The sequence below is a fragment of the Paenibacillus roseus genome (genome assembly GCF_016424485.1).
Classification (GTDB): domain Bacteria; phylum Bacillota; class Bacilli; order Paenibacillales; family Paenibacillaceae; genus Paenibacillus_D; species Paenibacillus_D roseus.
This window is the reverse complement of the sequence record NZ_JAELUP010000103.1, coordinates 141,052-160,960: the sequence shown is the minus strand read 5'-3', so window position 1 is coordinate 160,960 and position 19,909 is coordinate 141,052. Positions and strand designations below refer to the sequence as shown.

Genomic DNA, 19,909 nt, shown 5'->3' with positions numbered 1-19,909 from the left:
TTAGATAGGTTGGTTAGCTGTTCCAAGGCAAGTATACGGGACGATGAAGAAAGCGGTCTTTTCAAAAAAGCAACTGAATTTATAATAATCCAACTTACTGCTCACTAAATGCGTCACCCCGACGATATTGGTTCGGCGACACCCCGACGATTTTCTTGAATGTCGTGCTGAAGTAATGTTGCGTAACATAACCGACTTGACCCGCAATTTCGTGAATCGGCATATCGGTTGAATTGAGCAACTGAATCGCCTTCTCAATACGCAATGCTGTCACCAGACTGACGAAGGGGATTCCCAATTCTTGCTTGACCATCCGGCTGAGATAAACCGGCGATACCTGCAATAGTTTGGCCAACCCTTCCAGTGAAAGATCCGGATCATGATACTCCTCGCGCACATACTGCCGAAGGCGACGAACGACAGGTGAGATTTGGGAATCCTTGTACACCGCGGATTTGCATTCGCGATACGCAGCCGGAACACCCGCCAGATTCCCATCCAGCATAGCGAAGTGTGTGTGTACGGACAACTTCAAATAGGCTTGCACCGCTGCTTCAATATCCTGTGGGATGGAAGCTGCAAGCTCCCCCCATATCAGCACAACGATCAGCCCGGCATGGCCACGGAAGATCACCTTGTCGTCAGCCACAATGATCTCCCCGGCGATATTCTCGATCGCGAACAACATCAGCTGCCGTTCACCCTCACCGAGCAGCGGCTTGTTCACAGTGACTTCCGGCCAGCGGATCACGCCCATCCAATCGGGGCATGCGAGCGGCAACCGCAGAAACTCCAATTGATCCATAATTTCGGCGCCAGTGAGCCCGCCGCCCATCCATTCCAGCCCGAACTTCTCTCTGAACAGCGTAATATTGCGAGCCATCTGTCTGGACGCCTGCCGCAGGTGCACGCTTTGTTTGTACGCCACATCCAGTTGCTTGCCAAGCTCCATCATTACTTTCGCCAGCTCACCCGGACTTGCCGGCTTCAAAATATATTCCTGTACCCCAAGCCGAATTGCTTCTTGCGCATAGGCGAACTCGTCATGGCCGGTTATAATGACAATTCGGCAATCGGGCAAGTTATCGCGCAGATGCCCAATCAGGCGAAGACCATGCATAATCGGCATATTCAGATCAACAAGCGCAATATCAACCTCGTAAGCCTTCCCCATCTCCAGCGCTTCTTCGCCGTCCTCCGCCTCACACACAACCTCCATATTCAAGTTCGCCCAATCGACTGCGTCGCGAATGCCTTCACGAATAATCGCTTCATCGTCAGCGATCATCACCTTCCATCTATGCGCCCCGACCATCTCACCTTGTACCATTCAGACATCCCCCTCTACCGCCACTCACGCACCCTTTACGATTCCGCAGGTAACACGATTGTCACGGTCGTTCCAGCGCCAAATTCGCTATCAATCGTAAGACCATACTCGTCGCCATAGGTCAGCCTAATCCGTTCGTGCACATTCACCAGGCCATACCCTTGCACTTGCGCCGAAGCATCCTCCTCGGGCGCGGTCATACCCGCGCCGCCTGCCTTCGCCAACCCAGAGCGAATACTTTCCAGTTTATCCCATTTAATGCCCGCGCCGTTGTCAGAAACGCGCATCATCAAAAGGCCATCTTCCTCGCTAACCACCAGCGTTATCACGCCCGGTCCTCTTCGCTCCTTGATGCCATGGTAGATCGCGTTCTCCACAAGCGGCTGCAAGACCAGCTTCGGCACATAATAGTGCAAGGCGTCTTGCTGAATTTCTTCTGTGAACGCCAGTTTGTCGCGATATCGAATCCGCTGGATCTTCATATAGCTCTCTACATGCGCCAGTTCCTCGGCCAGCGGAATCCGATCGCTCCCTTTGCTCAGGCCGATTCGGAACAACTTCGATAACGACTCCACCACCTCAGCCACATCTTCGGCGTCGCGCCGGCGCGCCATCCAATGAATGGTATCAAGCGTATTGTATAGAAAATGTGGGCGGATGTGCGCCGTAAGTGTTCTTAACTCCGCTTCCCGTTTCTGCCGCTCCTGTCTTTCTGTCAGGTGGATCAACTTGCTAATCTCGGTAAGCATCCGATTGAAGCTTCTGCCGAGCATGCCCACTTCGTCGCGACGTTCGCCAATATAACGGATCAGCAGATCGCCCGATTCCGCCTTCTGCATGAAGTTCGTCAGTTGCCCGATCGGCCGGGAGATTGAATGGGACAGCAAGTACGAGGCCGCGATCCCGAACAGGCAGACGAGGAAAACGAAGCTGACGATATAGAACTGGATTTCCCGCGCCTCGAATACCGATTCTCTCTTCAGAAATACGCCGATCGTCGTCCAGTTCGTGAATGCGGACTTTAAGTAGATGAATTGTAGTCGATTGCCATCTACCACTTTGGACAGCGTGCCGGAAGGCCCATCTGCTAACCAGTCCGTCGAAATTTCGTGAACAAGCGGTTTCGCTGGGGAGTAGATGCTCTCCCCCTTATCGTCGATCACCATGAGATAGCCGGATTTGCCGAGTCGGACGTCTTTGGCCGCCTCAGCGATGACACGCAGCTTCAGATCGATGAGCGCCACGCCAAGCACTCGCTGGGTGTCCGGGTCAACAATCGCTCTGACGACAGAGACGACTTCGCTATCGCGGTAATTGACATGGCTGAACATATGCCGACCGAATGGATGTCCGACGATTTTGAAAATCCCCTGATTGTCTACCGCTTCTTTGTACCACGATTCGTCTGTCATCCGATATCCGTCTTTTGCATATAACTCGTTGCTAATATACTCGCCGCTATCACTCGCGATCAGAATGCCGGCCACTTCCGAGTAGAGCGTGCTGAACCCTTGCAGAAACTGGCGCGTCTCATAATGGTTCCTCCCCTCTGCCAGCTTCTCATCTCCGGTGCCGTCGAGAAACTGCCGGATACTAGGGTTATTGGACATAAAGTACGTTATATTCTGCAAGTTGCCAACGTAATACTCCAGCGACCGGTTCACTTTGCCAATTAACTGCAGCGTGTTGTCCGTCACTTGCCGCTCTATGATGCTATCGACCGTCCAGTTGATCAGGAAGCCCAGTCCAATGGATGGCAACATCCAGATCAACAAAAAGTGCATGATCAACTTGTATCGAATCGGCCAATCATTTAGTTCCAGCCAGCGTATCTTGTCCATCGCCTCTCACCGCCCGCCAGTCATTTCAAGTAATAATTGGCCACATTATCTTTTGTCACAACCGTGATGCCGGTATCCACATTGACCGGCAGTGGTGAAGCGTCCGCCGTTTGTCCACTGTCCGGACTGATCAGGCCGTGGTGCAGATGGAACAGAAACTGCAGCGACCAGTAGCCCATATTCCATGCCCCTTGTGCCAGCGTCGCCGAGATCGCGCCTTCCCGCACCATATCGAGCGTCACCTTGTCGGTGTCGAAGCCAATCACTTTCACTTCGCTTTGCTTCTGCTCCAGCCTGACCGCATCCGCGACACCTACACCGCCAACCGCGTCCGTGTTGAATATGCCTTTGACCGACGGGAATTGCTTCATAATTTTTGTGGCGGCGTCACGGGAGACGATGCGATCGCCTTTGCCATCCTTGACCGCAACAAGTCGCATATTCGGAAATTCCGAGGAAATCGTGTCCTTGAATCCGTTCGTCCGCTCCTGATGGTTGAGTTGGTTCGGCAATGTCACAACGCCAACATCGCCGCGTTCCCCGATGAGCGACGCCATCGTGCGAGCGGCTGTCACGCCGGCGCTGTAGTTATCTGTTGCCAGCAAGGAATACGCTTTGCTAAGCGGCGCTCCAGAGTCGAACAGCACAACCGGAATGCCGGCATCAACCGCCTTGTCGATGGACGGTGTAAGCGCTTTCGGGTTCATCACTGTTAAAGCGATGCCAGCCGGCTTCTTCGCGATTACCTGCTCCAGCACCGTCATCTGCTCACGTACGTCATATTGGGCCGAGCCCCGATATTCCACTGACACATTGAGCAGCTCTGCCGCATCCTCGAACCCTTTGAGCACGCTCTTCCAATAATCGATTCCGGACTGGAACGTCACCATTACATACTTCTCTTCCAGACTTCCGGAAAGCCCAATCTCGTCCACCCGCTGCCCGGCGCTTCCCTTGCTGTAGAAGAAATTGAGCGCATAAATCGTATACGCTCCGATCAAGAGCAAATACAGCCATGTCCACTTCTTCATCTGGAACCCTCTTTTCGTTCAATAAATCTGTCTAGTTATTATACACACTCAAGAGAAATTAGCTGGTTTTTATTGTTCAACTTAGTGTAGGACGATCCACCAATTGTTCCAATGGAGATCAGATCCTCCAGATCCTCGCCGGTATTGTCAAATTTTTTGACAATGTGATCACGAAACGATGTCAAAAAAACTAAACGAACTCCAACATGCTCGAGCTAGTTTGCTCTTTCCAGTGATTATTCCTCAACAATACGGATCTTTCAATAACTTGCGCCCACTCTGGCAACTCATCAACGTGATACTTTATTGCACTCAAATCCGCTTCAATAATCATTTCACCAACAACTTTACTATTGTCTATGACGACTAAATGATCGATTAAAAACATATTTTGAAGAAGGTTTTTCATACTCGTACCATCACGTCGAATGATATCTTCCGTATCGATATGATGACCACCATTCTTCACACGTGTAGCAACACGCTCAATATTAAGTTGAACATCTCCTAGTCCTACATAGAACATGATGATCTCAAAGCCATGACCCTTCGCTTCTTGCATATGACGGATTACGTTGCCACCTGCTAAAGTCGTTTCGACGGTAAAATCCCACTTATTACGAATACATTCTCTAACTAATCTTATTGCTTCTTTGCCTGCAGATACTTTTCGTTTTTCAGGATTCATATTGTCAATTTTGCGTGCTAATGCATCAGGATCAATATTGATGCTTACCCCAAGTTTATCTACAATTAAGTTTCGAATTGTACTCTTACCACTTCCATTATTGCCAGAAAAATCAAACATTGTAGCATTCACATCACTCATGATGCAAGTCCTGCTTACTCATTCGCACAATCTCACCCGTAGCATACTCTCTAACGATATGACCATCTGTAGTTTTATACACAATGTATGTTCCATTTGCTTTCGCATCTAATTTGGCACGATCGCCCGTTAATCGGATTAATTTAGATAAATCCTGCGTACGATTCATCATTGGTGTCACCGCCTTGATTCAACTTGTAGTTTGAGTATAGCATATAAAAAAGCGTAATTAATAATTACTCTGCTGACCACTATCTTAATACAACACGAAAATAAGAAAAACGCCTGAGGGTGTCCTTTAAGTTCGTACTGCCACTTTTTAGAATACGAAGCAACTGAACGTTAGAAGTTTCCTTACGTTCCGTTGTTTTTTTTGTTTCCTCTATTCTGTATTCATTCCCGTGAATACCTTTGTAATACTCCGGCGTCATAACGCCTTGGCGTACTTCACCTGTAATTCTCCATCTTTAAGCCAGACTTCTCCCTTGTTCGGCTCCATACTCCTACCATACCAAAAATAAAAACGAGGCGGAAGACAACTCCACCTCGAAATTTTATAAATTCTATAATGTCAAGAAAAAAGACGTATCTTCTCGATACGTCAGTCTCAGTCTCTAAAGCTCATCCCTTCGCCTTGTAAAACTCATGATATAGCTTCATTAACGCCCTCTTCTCGATGCGTGAGACATAGGAACGGCTAATGCCAAGCTCCTTGGCAATTTCCCGCTGCGTGCGTTCCTCTCCTCCCGCTTCCAGGCCGAAGCGGCCAACGACAACTTCCTTTTCCCGATCATCCAGAATATCGAGATTTTTATAGATTTTGCTCTTCTCAATTTTTAGCTGCACCTTGTCAACTACGTCATCCGTTTCTGTGCCCAGAATATCAATCAATGTAATTTCATTGCCTTCCTTGTCCGTACCAATCGGGTCATGCAGGGATACATCCTTGCGTGTCTTCTTTAGCGACCGAAGATGCATGAGGATTTCGTTTTCTATACAACGAGCCGCAAAGGTTGCCAGCTTGGTCCCTTTCCCGGCCTGATAGCTTTCAATTGCTTTAATCAGACCAATTGTTCCAATGGAGATCAGATCCTCCAGATCCTCGCCGGTATTGTCGAATTTTTTGACAATGTGAGCAACTAGCCGCAAATTATGCTCGATCAGCAAATTACGGGAATGCTGATTGCCCTCGGCAAACAGCTTCAGATGCTTCGCTTCCTCTTCTTCTTGCAGCGGCTGTGGAAATGCATTGTTTTTGACATACGAAACAAGCAGCGACAGTTGCTTAATGAACATGGCAATCGTCGCGAACAATCCTGGCATGAATCGGCCACCTCCACGCTGTATTACCTGATCAGGGAAAGTTGCAAGATCCCGTACTCAGGCGAACATTGAAGTCTGTTCTTTAGTGTATGTGGGTATGCGCCCATTCGTGCCTGTACGCCGCCGATTGTAACGAATTCTGTTATAACGGGTCTACCGCTTTTACCGAATTATAGCATCCAGCACCTTGCCGATGCTGTCCTGCACCAAAATTTTAGCCAGCCTGTCCATCGGTGTTGCGCTTTTGTTGATAAGCACCAGTCGATCCCCTTTGTACAGCCGAACCAAACCAGCAGCTGGCTGTACGGTCAGCGAAGTACCTGCGACAATCAGCATGTCGGCCTTGCTAATATGCATCGCGGCCCGCTCCAGCACCTCCATATCGAGGCTTTCCTGATAGAGCACCACATCCGGCTTAATAATTCCGTTGCAAATGCTGCAACGAGGAACGGCTCCTCTAGCCTCGACTACCGCCGATAACGGATACGATTCTCCGCAATCCATACAATAGTTCCGGTGCACAGAGCCATGGAGCTCCAGCACATTCCGGCTTCCTGCTAGCTGATGCAGTCCGTCAATATTTTGGGTAATAACCGCCTTCAATTTCCCATCCCGTTCAAGCTCCGCCAATGCCAGATGCGCCTTGTTCGGTTTGGCTTCCGTATAAATCATTTTTGAGGTGTAGAATAGATAGAAATCCTCAGGATGCGCTATGAAAAAGTCCCGACTGAGCATTTCCTCCGGTGCCAGCTTGCGGTTCTCCCGATTATTGAACAATCCTTCTGCCGACCTGAAGTCCGGAATTCCACTTTCTGTCGACGTGCCTGCCCCGCCAAAAAAGACAATCCGCTCACTTTGCTCCACAAGTTGCTTTAATTCGTAGAAGTTAGAGTTTCCATGCATTCTGACTGCCCACCCCTTTTACCATTACTCTAGGTTCTGTCATTGTAACCCATGTTGGCGAACAAAAGCGAGGCACAACTAGGATTCCTGGATTAACGTCTGAAACTAAAATTCTGATTTTTTGAATAATGAATAATAGCCGCTGGATTCCCCCTGATGAGACAACAACTCCCTGCTGTCCCAAAGAGGAACAGCAAGGAGTTTCATCGCGCGATTACTGAATTGGAGCTAGTACCTGCGGTGAAGCTGGATAACATCGCTCCAGTTATTGGTGATGCGGATCGTCACGGTCGCGGATTTCTTGATGCCGTTGCTATACGTAACCGTAAAGACGAAGGTGTAGCTGCCGTCTTGCAACTCCTCCAGTCTGATATTCGCTTCCCGCTCCCCCAAATATCCTTTCCACGAGGCTCCCTGTCTGGTTAAGTCAGTGCTGCCAATCCCCGCAGACTCAGCACGTATACTGACAGCTGATGTCAAGCTGCCTCCGGCAGATGAGGTGGCTGTAGGCACAGCCTGAAGTACAAACCCTTCTCCTGCCCAAAACTGATCCGCCTGTCGCTGCGCTCTCGGATTCCTGGCATTCCATTGAACGCGGCGTGCTTCCCATTCAGGCGTGTGCAAAACCTGTGCTGTCAATGCTAATGGCAAAACCTGAACCGTTTGGACCTCATCCTGCTGATTGGGCGCTCCCTTATGGTCCACTGCCCGCAGACGGATTGTGTACGCTCCCGTCCGGTTTTCCGTTACACTTCCCGGAATGGAGCTATGCTCCGTTTGATAGGTTTTGCTGTAGCCCCCCGGGCCGGATATTTGCCATTCATAGGTCATCTGATCACCATCCGGGTCCACAGATCGGTTCGTGCATATAATCGGATCTCCTTCATATCCCGGATTAGGGGTGCACGTAAAATCCGCTACAGGAGGCCGATTGGTTTCGATGTAGAAGAATTTCCTCTCGCTCCACTCGCCCCATTCGATCCCGTCATGGACGCGTACCTGGACATACAGGTTCATGTTCTCTGGCAAGTCGGAAGTTGGCATCCACTTCAAGACATTCCCGCTTCGCTCTCCAGAATCCAACTGGAGTATGCCGCCATACTTGTATATCCGTACTTGATACTGTGTTTGCCTGTCCACGCTGTCTGCGTCTTTGAACTGCCATTCAAAGGTTGGACGCAGGTTATCAAACTTCGTCGGCTTGCTCTGGTCGACGCTTTCAGGAACCTGGATTTCGGCTCTTGGCTGCCGGTTGATAATATATACTTGCTTGGTCAGCTCTGCGGCAAGTCCTCCCGAATCTTTGACCACCTGACGAATAGCAAAAGTTCCAACGGTGTTGAAACTCTTCATCCATTCCGTGCGGGCATTGCTCTGATAGGTTTCCGAACCGCCAGTCGAGATGTTTTTGATATACCAACCGTGCTCGATGCTCTGACGGTCGCCGTCCTCCATATCGTAGGCCGATGATTCGATTCGCATATCCGTGTTCCGGTAGGTCGTAATCGGTGTTGTAGTAAAGCCCGGAACAGGCGGCGTGTTCGGCAGCGGCGCTTCCAGCCATATCTCTTGCTCATACCAATCCGACCATGCGCCGTACTCGTCTTGGACAGACAAACGGACCGTATAGAGTCCCTTTTTTGTGGGCTTTCTGAGTTGGCCACTCATGCTCTTTCCGTCCGGATCACTGTAGGCCCATTTATATTGCGTAATTCCTCTTGTGCTGCAGTAGTCGATACCGGTTGCTTCTTTGGAGCAGGTTCCCCCCGGGAGCCAGCGGTCCGGGTCATAGCTGGCGTCGGTGTAGCTCAATACAAAATTGTCATCCTGCTTTATCGTGAATAACGCAATCGGCTTGCGGTGAATGATGACCATCTTCGTATAAAGGTCCGATCGTTGCATATAGGAAGCAAAGGCTTCCGAGTCCGGGTACTTGTATCCGGACGGTGTAGGATCATCGACACCTGAATAGGTGATGGTGTACTGCCCGACCTTATCCAACTGGGACAGTGGCTCTTTGAACGTCATCTCATGATATTGGGAACGCCCTGAATAGCCATCCTTGGCATCCAGGAACTTATTCGGTTGGCTATGAACATACGTCCACTCATCCAGTCCCGGTACTTGAGCATCCTTTTCTATATCTTCAAACAAGGTGTTATAGGTCAATTCCTCGCCTACGATCCCGACATCATCGATTTTATTCGGATCAACGATGGGGACGGCCACTTGCAGATTGCGGAATTTCGTTCCCGGCGCATTAAAGAAATAGCCGTAGCTGCCCGCCTTGAAGGTTTTGTCCGTTACATCGAACAGCGGCAGCCCTTGAGAGCGAATTTTAATTTTATCGCGTCGTACAGATAGTTTCATATGCAAAAACTGATCGCCCCTCACACTAATTGGCGCCGATCCCAACGAAGTCCGTTTGCCATTGACTACTTTGACCAGTTCCGCTTTATGATTGTACAGCTCCAGCCGGTACATATTTTGATGGTTCTGCGCGCGGAAGGCAAATCCGGATGGATGCGTGCTGACCGCCATAGACTGCTGGAATTCAAAAGTGAAGTCGGCATCCGCGATGGATGTATCTTTTTTCAGGACTTGTCCCAACTCGTCTGCATTCGTCTCTACCGATACTTGCCCTTTACTGCTATACAGGTATTGTTTGTAATAGGCATTCGGTGTAATGGAGATGTACGATTGATTGTTCCTGATAGATCCCCGTTGTTCAAAATATTTTTCTTGCAATATTACATAAAATTCCCCGTCAGCGCCAAATCCAATATCCTTGATCGAATACTCATAGTTGTCAATATTCCCGCCATCGCACTTATACGTCGTTTGAGGATATTTTTGCAAAGTCGGTACTACCTTAATAAGCGTGCCATCCTTCGCTACAATATGAATTTTGTTGAAGGCATCTACAATATAGGTGATCCCGTCTTGTGAGGTGGCGTAACCGACCCCCAAAAAGTCAAACGTATACCCCATACTTCCGCCGGTCCATACGCCACAAGAACTACCATAGCTGCGGTCCGTCATTTTCTTTTTCTCATAGACGGTATAGGTTTTAGTCGTGTTGGTCAGCTTGTTATAGGTCTCCAGCCTTTCTGTGTAATCATAGGAGTAGACATTGTAATCCCGTTGATAGTTCTCAGATATCTTTATGGATTTGATCGCGACTTCATCATCTTCAAACAGCAATTTTTTCTTTATCGATACCCCTGTAGTTGAATTATAACTGGATTCTTCCAAATCATTTTTCGTTGGAACAGGGCCGCTGCTTACATTGCCTGCAAAAGGTCGAAGGGTTTCGATTTCATACCACTTCAGCACACGATCTACAAGACCTCCGGAAACAACGGTTTCATGAAACCCGATTTTCAGACCATCATCGCTGATCGCGATTCCACCTTTATACTTTCCTCCACCAATTTCAAGGGGAACATCACTTTTACTAGACGTCTCCACTTTTTCAGTCTCATACGTCCAGGATTTCTTGCCATCGGTATCCGTTCGCGTTAAAAAACATTTCCACAAATGCGTATCCTCGTTTTGCCGGTAATATCGACAGGCCGTCTGATACGATCCGCCCAACCGATCATGAATGAGGTACATCTTGTCTCCCGATGTCCTCTGCTTTTCCGAGAAGTATTCTTCTTTTAAATTATAGCTTGACGATATTTCGGTATATGAAATGGAACCAAATACACCACTGAATGTTTTCTTTGACCCGGATACCCCGGAATGCAAATAGGGAATATTGAATAGTTGACCATTACTTGCGTAAGGTTCTTTTCGTTCTTCTTTCGTCATTTCGGCATTATTCGGCGGTGCTTTATATGGCGATTTCCCGTACCGGTTCACCAGGCTATTTGTCTCTTCATCATAACCAAGGTAAATTTCGTTCAGTTTATCGGCTTTGCTCGCAAACGTGGTCGAGCCGACCCAATCATTTTTAAACAAAACAGCAGTAGGCGCAATATTAAAAATATCAAACTCCGGCGGTTCAGGACTATCGCTGGTCAGAGAGAAAGACGTTTGCGGCGCTTCGTTGACGACTTCTATCTCATAAACAGCTTTGTCCTTTAATCCCCAATCCTCCTCGACCTCGATCTGGAAGCGATATTTCCCTACCTTGACCGGATTAAACTTATGCGTGCCATTCAGGAGCAAATTAGTCATTCTTGCCGGCTCTTTATTGAATTTACCGCTGTTATCCGCATCATACCAGATGGTCAGCTCACTGCGAATGATCTCATCTTTGTCCGGGCTATAAGACTTATTGAGAATATCAACCGGTCCACGTAATATTCGTTGAGGAAGCTCGAGTTGTGCAACAGGCGGCCGATCTGGCACGACGTTTATCATGACTTTCGCTTTGTCTTTCGGCAAACTGCGGATGCCCCCACTGTCCGTAACCTCCAGCTCCACGGTTTCTGTCCCCAGTTGGGAATACTTGTCTTGTTTATTCGTCCAGTGATAGTCGCGAATCGTTTTATTCAAAGCTGCGGTGCTGTTCTGCCCATGGATCGCATTCGGCTTTAACGGGCGATTGACGATGACTTCCGATGGCGCTTCAATGCGCGGAATCGGATTCCTGGACACAACTTTGATACTGGTGTAAGCCGTTGACGATGCCCCGAACACATCTCTCATCGTAGCTGAAATGGAATGGGTGCCTGGGCTGCTCATTGTGATGCGATTGTAACCATTTAAATACAAATTATCTTTATACGCCGTAGGAATGGTTTTGAGGAACGTACTGCTTGTCCCTTCGAAATCAAATCCCTCGAAATATAGGTCATCTCCATCCGGGTCATGCGGTGTGGGAACTTTCGGATCAATAATATAGATCATGTTTACAAGCTCCCCTTCCAGAACCTCCTGCAAAGGAATCGTATCCGCCCATGGATAAACGAACCCAATCTGAAATACTGGGGGCCGATTATTTTTCGGGCTGCTTACCACAAGCTGCTTTGGCCCGACCCATTCCGATGTGCCACAACTCGTTGTGACCTCAATGTAGACGTTATGCGTTCCGGCGGCAATGACCGAAGGATATTTATCATAGCTGAAAGTAGATGTAGTGTTTATGCCATAAACCGGATTGGTCACTACACTGCTGCTGCCGCGAACAATTCGGTAACGGTGTGAATAATACGTACACCCACTGACCGAGATTTGCGGTATGAAGTGGAAGGTTTCTCTGAATTCAATCGTTCCCGGGTTGATCCAAAAATCCGAAGTATACTTACCTGAATTATTGGTTTTTTCATAGAAAAAAGACACAAACGCCGTCTTATTGGCGGTTGACAAACTTACGGATGCTAAACTGCCGCTATTAACCGTGTTTTTGTAAGTTGAGTAATCAACGTTGTAGCCTTGAACGGTTCCGTAAGTAGTATTAGCGGTTATCGTCCTGGTTGCCGGGAGTGTGCCAACGACTTCTGAACTTTCATCTGCCAAGCTGTAGCTGCCGGTAGGGCTTGTCCTTACCATATGTCTAATCTTGATTTCTGCTTGTGTTTGAGGCGGAGGACTTTCGATCTTTGTATAGTAAAAGTTAATTCTATGAGTATCGTAACTACCATTGTAATAAATATTAGGAGTGCCCTTTTTAATATTCCCATCAGGAATACCCTCGCTATTTTCTTTATAACCCTCATAAGTGTAGTCCTTATGACTTGGTGGGGTAAGTGGGTAGAGTTTGCCGATTTGCATATCAGATGTTTGAGTAGGTAATACACTCGCTAAGCTTTGGCCATTCGTTGTATAATGCTGCACAATCATCTGGCCTTCTAAGTGATACTCAAATACAACTGGGAAATAGTAACGATATACTTTGGCTCCAGGCGAACAACGAGGCTGTTGCTTCCCGTTTACAGTTACTATTTCAGTGCAGTATTCTGATCCTGTCATGTCCTCATGGCGGTCTATAGTTAACTCACCAGATAAATTAACTTTAAATGTAACACTACTGGTCCCAATACCTGAGATGTTGGACACAATAGGATCATTGACTGATTTGGAAATATACCAAGCAAAGGTTTCATAATCTTGCTGAAACCTAGATTCGTTAAAATACAATTTATGATCTGCGTTAGCGGGATTAAATTTATACACTTTAACATTCGTTACTTTCCGCCCTGGGAAAGAGAAGTTATAAGTATGATAAAGTAAGTCTACGGGAACAACATCTCCCGGGCCAATGTTAGTGAATTGTCCTCTTGTATTACTCCAAGCTTCATAGTACATAAACCCGACTGCGTATCGTTTACTTCCAACAGGATAAGGTTTAATTGCAGCATTCCCGAAATCTGGGGCAGCCTCTATTGTCCTTAATTCACTCCATAGTGGTACAAACGGAGAAATCATTTCAAAAATGAACGTAAGTATTAAAACTAATGGTATTCCTTTTAACCTTCGTTTCACCCGTGGATTACCTCCACTCATTTTTTATTGCAATTAAAGAGTCAGAGCCTAAGTTTATTCCGATATAATCAATATTTTTTAACCAAGTAGTCTCTTTATCGCCATAGTAGTCAATCGGGATATAGTCTAATGTTGGTATTTTTGTGCCAAATTCAGTTGTATATGGACGTTGAAAACGAAAGGAATTACTTTGCATTAAGAGCAGTCCATTTCCCATATTCCCCTTGGTTGATGAGGAAAATCTTATGAAATCCTTGCCATCTGAGCCTGAAGATTTATCCAATCTGTATACAATAATATTATTCCCCATCACTAAAGGAAAATCATCCGTGTTTACTAGTCGCATGGTAGTTTTTTTCTTCCCTCCCGCCCCAAAAATTGTGAGGATTGGAGCATCCTCCGGATAATACTTCAAATAAGGTTTCGCATCCACCGGCGTAATCACATCTTCAATCTTCGGCACATCCTTGCTTCCAATCCACACATATTGATTCAACTGATCCCACTCCACATCGACGCCTAATCCTTCACTAACGGCTCTTAAAGGCACCAGTGTACGACCTCTGTCTACAATGGCCGGCTGGGCCAGCGTTACAGCTTTCCCATTGAAGAACGCCTTGTTCGAGTCCATACTAAGTTTGAGAACTTTATCTCCTTTAGTAACTGTGATTTCTTTTCCATTAACATCCAGCTTGCCACCGATGTTTTCTGCAACGAAACGGATCGGCACAAGAACACTACCCTGAACCATTTTAGGTGGAATATCAAATTTGATACGCCGCGCATCATATAAAACTTCCAGGGATACATCAGTTTTGAAAGTAGTAACCCCCTGCTTGCCAGTATTTCCGGCAATAAGAACCGCTGCGTCCACCATCGGAACTGCAATTCCAGGAAATAAAATTGCTCCTGCCACCATCACAGCCATCAGTTTCTTCATCATCACAAGATCCCCTTTTTATATAAAAATACATTCGTAGTCCGAAATACCCACTAAAAAAAAGCACAAGCCAACAAGGGATATCCTTGTGGCCGGTGCTTCCGACTTATTTGTTGAGTTATCCTATTCCCAGTATAAAAGAGTATATCTATAAATACAACCATTTTATTCTATTAAAAGAGTTCAGTCTATTTATTTATATAAACAGTGTCCACAATGTCAACACACAACAACTCTTGGCGAAGTTACTTGCAACTGAGCAGCCTCCGTGAGCTTCAATTTTTTATTAACCTACCGTTCTTGCAAATATATCCTAGCACAATTACGTGCTCATTCCCAAAAACTCCACCGGTCGGCCAACAAAAGCTTCCCTATCAATCCACCGACAACAGATGCTCGATGAATCCTCCGATTTCCCGCTCGCGGTCAACAAAATGAATCTCCAAAATCCAGTCCCGCAACAGGCCGTTTTTATCCGGGTCACGCATCGGAATGTGGTTATCCGGGTGGATATAATTTTCAACCTCTTCACCTTGTACCTGCTCGTGCGGAAATTCACCGATTAGATGGCCAGCATGAATATTTCCGAATTCCCAGCCATACTTGCGAGCCAACTCGCAGACATAGGCGTATAGCTCACTGCCTGTAATGTCCGGCTTGGACTTGTAATAAGCCTTTCCATCCTCCCACGCCTGGGCGATATCATCCCGGAGCTTGTGCTTGACCGGGTCCTCTCCAAGCACATACGTCCGGCCAAAATCTGCCTCCCAATCCTCAAAGATCGGTCCAAAATCAAGGAAAACAATGTCGTCCTCGGTTACCAGCAGGTCGGGCGGATTCTCATTATAGGGGTGCAAAGTATTTTTCCCCGCGCGCACGATCCGCTTATGCCAATATTTTTTGATGCCAAACATTTCAAAAGCCAAATTGTAAATATCTCGATTGATCTGTTTTTCCGTCGCCCCGCTGCGAATAATGCCCTTCTCCTCAATAGCCCTGAACAATTCTCTGGCCTTGCTCTCCGCCTCACGAAGCGAAGCATAACGTTTCTCTAAAGATGCTTCCAATACTCCACTCTCCTGTTTTTCAAATTTCTCTGGAACTCTATTATATGACAAATATTCACACGATCCAAATTTCAATCAAATTCTCGTTCTAACGAAAGAATGTCAGGCAAGACCTGCGTGTAAAAGGTTCTTCCGAATGCTGTTGTTCCCGGACTTTTTGAATGAATGATAAAAACAACGTAAATCTGGGAACAAAGGCGAGTGCTCAGCTCTCCAGAATCCTTTCACATTCCGGCTTACCTATTTTTCTTTCGTTCAACCTATATAAGATGCCAAACAGAAGAAGCAGAGCTGGGAGCGCTGATTGAAGAATGCCACTTCTCCCAACTCTTCCGCAAGCGGTACGGACAGACCCCTTCGGAATATAGAGCAAGCATGTAGGCCCGGAAATCAAAAAGCCCAAGCAAGCGCAAACAGCTTTGCCGGGCCTATGCTTTATGAGCTTACACCCATTTTTTCAATACTATAACCGCATTATGTCCGCCAAATCCAAACGAATTCGAGAGGCCGATGGACAGCTTCGCCTCTCTGGCCTTGTTCGGTACATAATCGAGATCGCATAGCGGGTCCGGTTCCTCCTGATTGATTGTCGGCGGGATGATTCCTGTGCCCAGGCTTTTGACGAGAGCGATCGCCTCTGCCCCGCCAGCAGCTCCAAGCATGTGCCCGGTCATCGATTTGTTGGCCGTCACCGGAATTTTAGATGCGTAGTCGCCAAACGCTTTTTTGATCGCTGCGGTCTCCGACTGATCGCCAACCCCCGTACTTGTGGCATGTGCGCTGATGACATCAACCTCATCTGGGCGAACATTCGCTTCGCGCATCGCTGCCTTCATCGCCAGATACGGGCCGTGGCCTTCCGGGTGCGTGGCCACCATATGATAAGCGTCAGAGCTTGCTCCGTAACCGACTACCTCGCCATAAATAGTCGCGCCGCGCTGCTGTGCATGAGACAGTGACTCGAGTACCAGAATACCGGCTCCCTCAGCCATGACGAATCCATCGCGACCGGCATCGAACGGGCGGCTTGCTTGCTGCGGCGCATCGTTGCGTGTGGAGACAGCAGTAGCATTGCCGAACCCCGCCAGGGAAATTTCCGTAATAGCCGCCTCCGCTCCTCCGGCAATCATAATATCCGTAATGCCGCTGCGGATAAGCCTGAAGGCCTCCCCGATCGCGGTGTTGCCGATAGAACATGCCGTCACCGGGGACATCGTCGGTCCCATGGCTCCATAACGAATACTGATCATCGCAGCCGCCATATTAGAGATCATCATCGGCACCAGCAGCGGGCTGACGCGGTTCGGTCCTCTTCCCCTTAGCGTTGCTTCCTGCTCCAACAGCGTCTGGATGCCGCCAATTCCTGAGCCCACATAGACCCCCATCCGCTCACGGTCTACCTCGTCCAGGTTCAAGCCGGAATTCGCCAAAGCCTGCTCGGCAGCAGCCATTGCAAATTGGCTGAAGCGGTCCATCCGGCGCGCCTCTTTGCGCCCGAAACGGGCTTCTGCGTCAAAGTCTTTTACCAGACCGGCAATTTGCGATTTATGGGAAGAAACGTCAAACGTATCGATTCGTCCGATCCCGGATTTCCCGGCAGATATGCCCTGCCAAAAGCTGTCGACATCATTGCCCAGCGGCGAAATAACTCCCATTCCGGTAATTACAACTCTCCCCATCTTTATTCCTCCTTGCTATCCTTTGTCGGTCAAGCTCTATATCCCGTATCATGGCACATTCGTTATCCTATTACAAGTTGTTAATTATACGGGTATAATTTATACTAGCTTAGCAACGAAAGCAGATTGGGGAGGATTAGCGATGAACCATCAGGCACGATTGCAAGCATTGTCAGAGTTTTTAAAAGCTCGCCGGGCAAGGCTGCTTCCGCAAGAGGCAGGTATTGCTCCGGGTACGAGACGAAGAACACCTGGTCTCAGGCGCGAGGAGGTTGCCCAACTCGCCGGGGTAAGCACCACCTGGTATACATGGCTGGAGCAAGGACGGGATATCAAGGTTTCTACATCCGTGTTGGATGCTGTCGCCACTGCCCTGCAACTAACCGTGGATGAGCGAAAATATTTGTATGCTCTCGCTTTGGAGACCTCCATGAACGCAAGCTATCCGACTAAAGAGGAGACGACGCAAATTCCAAGCTCCCTTCAGCGGATTCTGCACGAGCTTCGCTCCTGTCCGACAATTATATCCGACCACCGCTGTCATATCGTTGGCTGGAACGAGGCAGCCGCACATATTTTTCTTGATTTCGAACAGATTCCCTTCGATCAGCGCAATATGATCCGGCTGTTGTTTGGGCGCAAGGAATTTCAACGGCTGGCAATAAACTGGGAGCATTTTGCAAGCGGATTTCTCGCGATCTTCCGCGCCTATTACGGACAATATGTGGAAGATGAATGGTATGAGCAGTTCCTTGGGGAGATGAGGGAGCTTCATCCGGATTTCAACCGGATGTGGGAGCAAAGCCAGGTCAGCTCTGCGCCTGAGGTCGTACTTGAATTTCGTCATGCCAAGGCAGGCAAAATGCAGTTTCATCTGACGTCCCTGCAGGTACACGGCAGCTCTGATCTGCGGTGCAGCGTCTATACTCCGGACCCGAATTCGCCTACAGAGACGAAGCTGATGCGACTGATGGAGCGGGACGCTCTCCGCAGCAACTGATGCTTTAAACCGGGAATAACAGTGATCGGAAGAACCTTTCACACTTGCTCACATTCATTCGTTCAACTTATATATGTTAAAAAGACGCCTCCCTGACATTTTGTCACTGTCAGCAGCAGCGCCTTCTTCATGCAGCTTTGCTTGTATGCCGTATTACTGCTTTGGTGAGACCTGTACAATTTGCAGAGATGGACTCGTGTTCAAATCGATAAATTGATCCTCTACATTGACCAGCGGGTGCAGTGGAGCGTGAGGGTTGATGAAAACAATCGTACCTTTCTGCCCGTTTGTCAGCAGCACTTCATGGCTAAGCATGGCCTGCATCATTTTATTGATAAACATTGTGCATATGTGCGGGTCCAGCTGGCCGAATGCATGCTGATTCATCTGCTGCAATGTTTCGTACATCGGAAATGCCTTGCGGTACGGCCGATCCGAGGTAATGGCATGAAATACATCCGCTACCGCTACAATACGGCTGAACGGGACAATCTGTTCCCCATGAAGACCGAACGGGTAGCCGCTCCCATCCTGCCGCTCATGGTGCTGAAGCGCTACAAGAGCGTGCAAATGATCAGCTCCTGCCGTCTTTTTGATCATCTGATAGCCAAGAATCGTATGCCTCTTCATGAGTTCAAATTCCTCGTCCGTCAGCTTGCCGGGCTTTAGTAAAACATCCTCGGGGATGTTTACCTTGCCGATATCATGCAAAGTAGCTGCAAGCGTTAAATTAGGCAGATCCGACTCGGACACACCCACCCAGCGGCCAAGAAGAGTCGACAACACGCCTACGGCAATATTATGCCGGTAAGTATAATCATCTTTGGTTTGCAGAGTGGCAAACAACTCATAAAAATCCGTATGTTCTGCTGTTTGCTGAATTACCGGAACTATCTCCTCGCGAATGGCCTGCATTGGAATCGTTTTCGAATAACGAATGTCTTTAAACATATCCTGGATACAGGCTGTCGTTGAATCAATATGGTCCTGCACGGCGAGTTTCTTTTCTGCTGGCTGTACATCGAAGCTATCGAGATGAATGCCGTGCCGGTCAATCAGTTCAATATGATCTTCAAGCAGTACCGTGCGCGCGGGTGCAATAAATACCCCGTTCTGATTAAACAAATCTCTTCTAAGGCTCATGCCGAGAAAAGCTTTGTTCTGGCTCTCCATTAACCGCATCTCCTCCGTGAAAATGCTTTTCTTAGCACCAAATTACTCATACTCCACGATGATTCAATAGACCTATTTTTACATTCTATTTATATATCGGCAGAACTATTCGTTTTGTTAACAATTGCAAATATAGTGCAACAAAAGGAGAGGGGAATGATTATTTTGTAAATTCGATATTAAATTTAGGGATGTAAAACCCCCTTCTTCTTTTGAAGCAGTTAGCAACATTACTTTAGAACCATTATGTATGCTCCCAAGCTATTTCTAAGGCTTCTACTAGATTAAGTTCGGGTCATCTGGATGTAAGACTTTATATAATTCCAGCAACTTATATACTTCGTGCCCGCATAGAGTG

The 19,909-nt window shown here is 47.7% G+C and carries 13 protein-coding genes and 1 pseudogene; 1 reads left to right on the top strand and 13 read right to left on the bottom strand.

Going from position 1 to position 19,909, the window contains the following annotated elements; all coding sequences use genetic code 11:
• Positions 1 to 94: 94 nt before the first annotated feature.
• The 12 genes and pseudogenes from JFN88_RS17650 to fabF form a co-directional block, all read right to left on the bottom strand.
• Positions 95 to 1,330, bottom strand: coding sequence for a response regulator (locus tag JFN88_RS17650; RefSeq protein WP_233168006.1), 1,236 nt, complete (start codon positions 1,328 to 1,330; stop codon positions 95 to 97).
• A 35-nt stretch (positions 1,331 to 1,365) separates the two neighbouring features.
• Entirely contained in the window at positions 1,366 to 3,171 is a 1,806-nt protein-coding gene (locus JFN88_RS17645) for a cache domain-containing sensor histidine kinase (protein WP_199020616.1), read from the bottom strand.
• A 20-nt stretch (positions 3,172 to 3,191) separates the two neighbouring features.
• On the bottom strand, positions 3,192 to 4,202 hold the full coding sequence (locus JFN88_RS17640) for a substrate-binding domain-containing protein (RefSeq protein ID WP_199020615.1): 1,011 nt from the start codon (positions 4,200 to 4,202) through the stop codon (positions 3,192 to 3,194).
• Positions 4,203 to 4,300: 98 nt separating this feature from the next.
• Positions 4,301 to 4,387 (bottom strand): annotated as a pseudogene (locus tag JFN88_RS24670) (flagellar biosynthesis protein FliA); the annotation flags it as partial.
• Between the two features lie 5 nt (positions 4,388 to 4,392).
• Positions 4,393 to 5,031: an ATPase gene (locus JFN88_RS17635; protein WP_199020614.1), complete on the bottom strand. Its 639-nt coding sequence runs from the start codon at positions 5,029 to 5,031 to the stop codon at positions 4,393 to 4,395.
• Positions 5,024 to 5,203: a hypothetical protein gene (locus tag JFN88_RS17630; protein ID WP_199021358.1), complete on the bottom strand. Its 180-nt coding sequence runs from the start codon at positions 5,201 to 5,203 to the stop codon at positions 5,024 to 5,026. Before JFN88_RS17630 ends, JFN88_RS17635 begins: the two co-directional genes overlap by 8 nt.
• A gap of 449 nt (positions 5,204 to 5,652) precedes the next feature.
• Complete coding sequence (gene sigK, locus JFN88_RS17625) at positions 5,653 to 6,354, bottom strand: RNA polymerase sporulation sigma factor SigK (protein ID WP_199020613.1); 702 nt, start codon at positions 6,352 to 6,354, stop codon at positions 5,653 to 5,655.
• A gap of 162 nt (positions 6,355 to 6,516) precedes the next feature.
• Complete coding sequence (locus tag JFN88_RS17620) at positions 6,517 to 7,257, bottom strand: NAD-dependent protein deacylase (RefSeq protein ID WP_199020612.1); 741 nt, start codon at positions 7,255 to 7,257, stop codon at positions 6,517 to 6,519.
• Positions 7,258 to 7,485: 228 nt separating this feature from the next.
• Positions 7,486 to 12,759: a glycoside hydrolase family 78 protein gene (locus JFN88_RS17615; RefSeq protein WP_199020611.1), complete on the bottom strand. Its 5,274-nt coding sequence runs from the start codon at positions 12,757 to 12,759 to the stop codon at positions 7,486 to 7,488.
• A gap of 940 nt (positions 12,760 to 13,699) precedes the next feature.
• Positions 13,700 to 14,635, bottom strand: a complete 936-nt coding sequence (locus tag JFN88_RS17610; protein ID WP_199020610.1) for a copper amine oxidase N-terminal domain-containing protein — start codon at positions 14,633 to 14,635, stop codon at positions 13,700 to 13,702.
• Between the two features lie 371 nt (positions 14,636 to 15,006).
• Complete coding sequence (locus JFN88_RS17605; protein WP_199020609.1) at positions 15,007 to 15,699, bottom strand: M24 family metallopeptidase; 693 nt, start codon at positions 15,697 to 15,699, stop codon at positions 15,007 to 15,009.
• Between the two features lie 443 nt (positions 15,700 to 16,142).
• Complete coding sequence (fabF, locus tag JFN88_RS17600; RefSeq protein WP_199020608.1) at positions 16,143 to 17,378, bottom strand: beta-ketoacyl-ACP synthase II; 1,236 nt, start codon at positions 17,376 to 17,378, stop codon at positions 16,143 to 16,145.
• 142 nt (positions 17,379 to 17,520) lie between these two features.
• On the opposite strand from fabF, the gene JFN88_RS17595 reads away from it, so the two are divergent.
• On the top strand, positions 17,521 to 18,378 hold the full coding sequence (locus tag JFN88_RS17595) for a helix-turn-helix transcriptional regulator (RefSeq protein WP_199020607.1): 858 nt from the start codon (positions 17,521 to 17,523) through the stop codon (positions 18,376 to 18,378).
• Positions 18,379 to 18,531: 153 nt separating this feature from the next.
• Here the strand turns inward: JFN88_RS17595 and JFN88_RS17590 are convergent, their stop codons facing one another.
• Positions 18,532 to 19,551 (bottom strand): HD-GYP domain-containing protein, encoded by a 1,020-nt coding sequence (locus tag JFN88_RS17590; protein ID WP_199020606.1) that lies wholly within the window; start codon positions 19,549 to 19,551, stop codon positions 18,532 to 18,534.
• Positions 19,552 to 19,909 lie beyond the last annotated feature (358 nt).

Excerpts from the sequence above, each read along its gene's own strand:
- JFN88_RS17650 (WP_233168006.1), bottom strand. The coding sequence starts at position 1,330 with ATGGTACAAGGTGAGATGGTCGGGGCGCATAGATGGAAGGTGATGATC.
- JFN88_RS17645 (WP_199020616.1), bottom strand. The coding sequence starts at position 3,171 with ATGGACAAGATACGCTGGCTGGAACTAAATGATTGGCCGATTCGATAC.
- JFN88_RS17640 (WP_199020615.1), bottom strand. The coding sequence starts at position 4,202 with ATGAAGAAGTGGACATGGCTGTATTTGCTCTTGATCGGAGCGTATACG.
- JFN88_RS17635 (WP_199020614.1), bottom strand. The coding sequence starts at position 5,031 with ATGAGTGATGTGAATGCTACAATGTTTGATTTTTCTGGCAATAATGGA.
- JFN88_RS17630 (WP_199021358.1), bottom strand. The coding sequence starts at position 5,203 with ATGATGAATCGTACGCAGGATTTATCTAAATTAATCCGATTAACGGGC.
- sigK (WP_199020613.1), bottom strand. The coding sequence starts at position 6,354 with ATGCCAGGATTGTTCGCGACGATTGCCATGTTCATTAAGCAACTGTCG.
- JFN88_RS17620 (WP_199020612.1), bottom strand. The coding sequence starts at position 7,257 with ATGCATGGAAACTCTAACTTCTACGAATTAAAGCAACTTGTGGAGCAA.
- JFN88_RS17615 (WP_199020611.1), bottom strand. The coding sequence starts at position 12,759 with ATGGTAAGGACAAGCCCTACCGGCAGCTACAGCTTGGCAGATGAAAGT.
- JFN88_RS17610 (WP_199020610.1), bottom strand. The coding sequence starts at position 14,635 with ATGATGAAGAAACTGATGGCTGTGATGGTGGCAGGAGCAATTTTATTT.
- fabF (WP_199020608.1), bottom strand. The coding sequence starts at position 17,378 with ATGGGGAGAGTTGTAATTACCGGAATGGGAGTTATTTCGCCGCTGGGC.
- JFN88_RS17595 (WP_199020607.1), top strand. The coding sequence starts at position 17,521 with ATGAACCATCAGGCACGATTGCAAGCATTGTCAGAGTTTTTAAAAGCT.
- JFN88_RS17590 (WP_199020606.1), bottom strand. The coding sequence starts at position 19,551 with ATGGAGAGCCAGAACAAAGCTTTTCTCGGCATGAGCCTTAGAAGAGAT.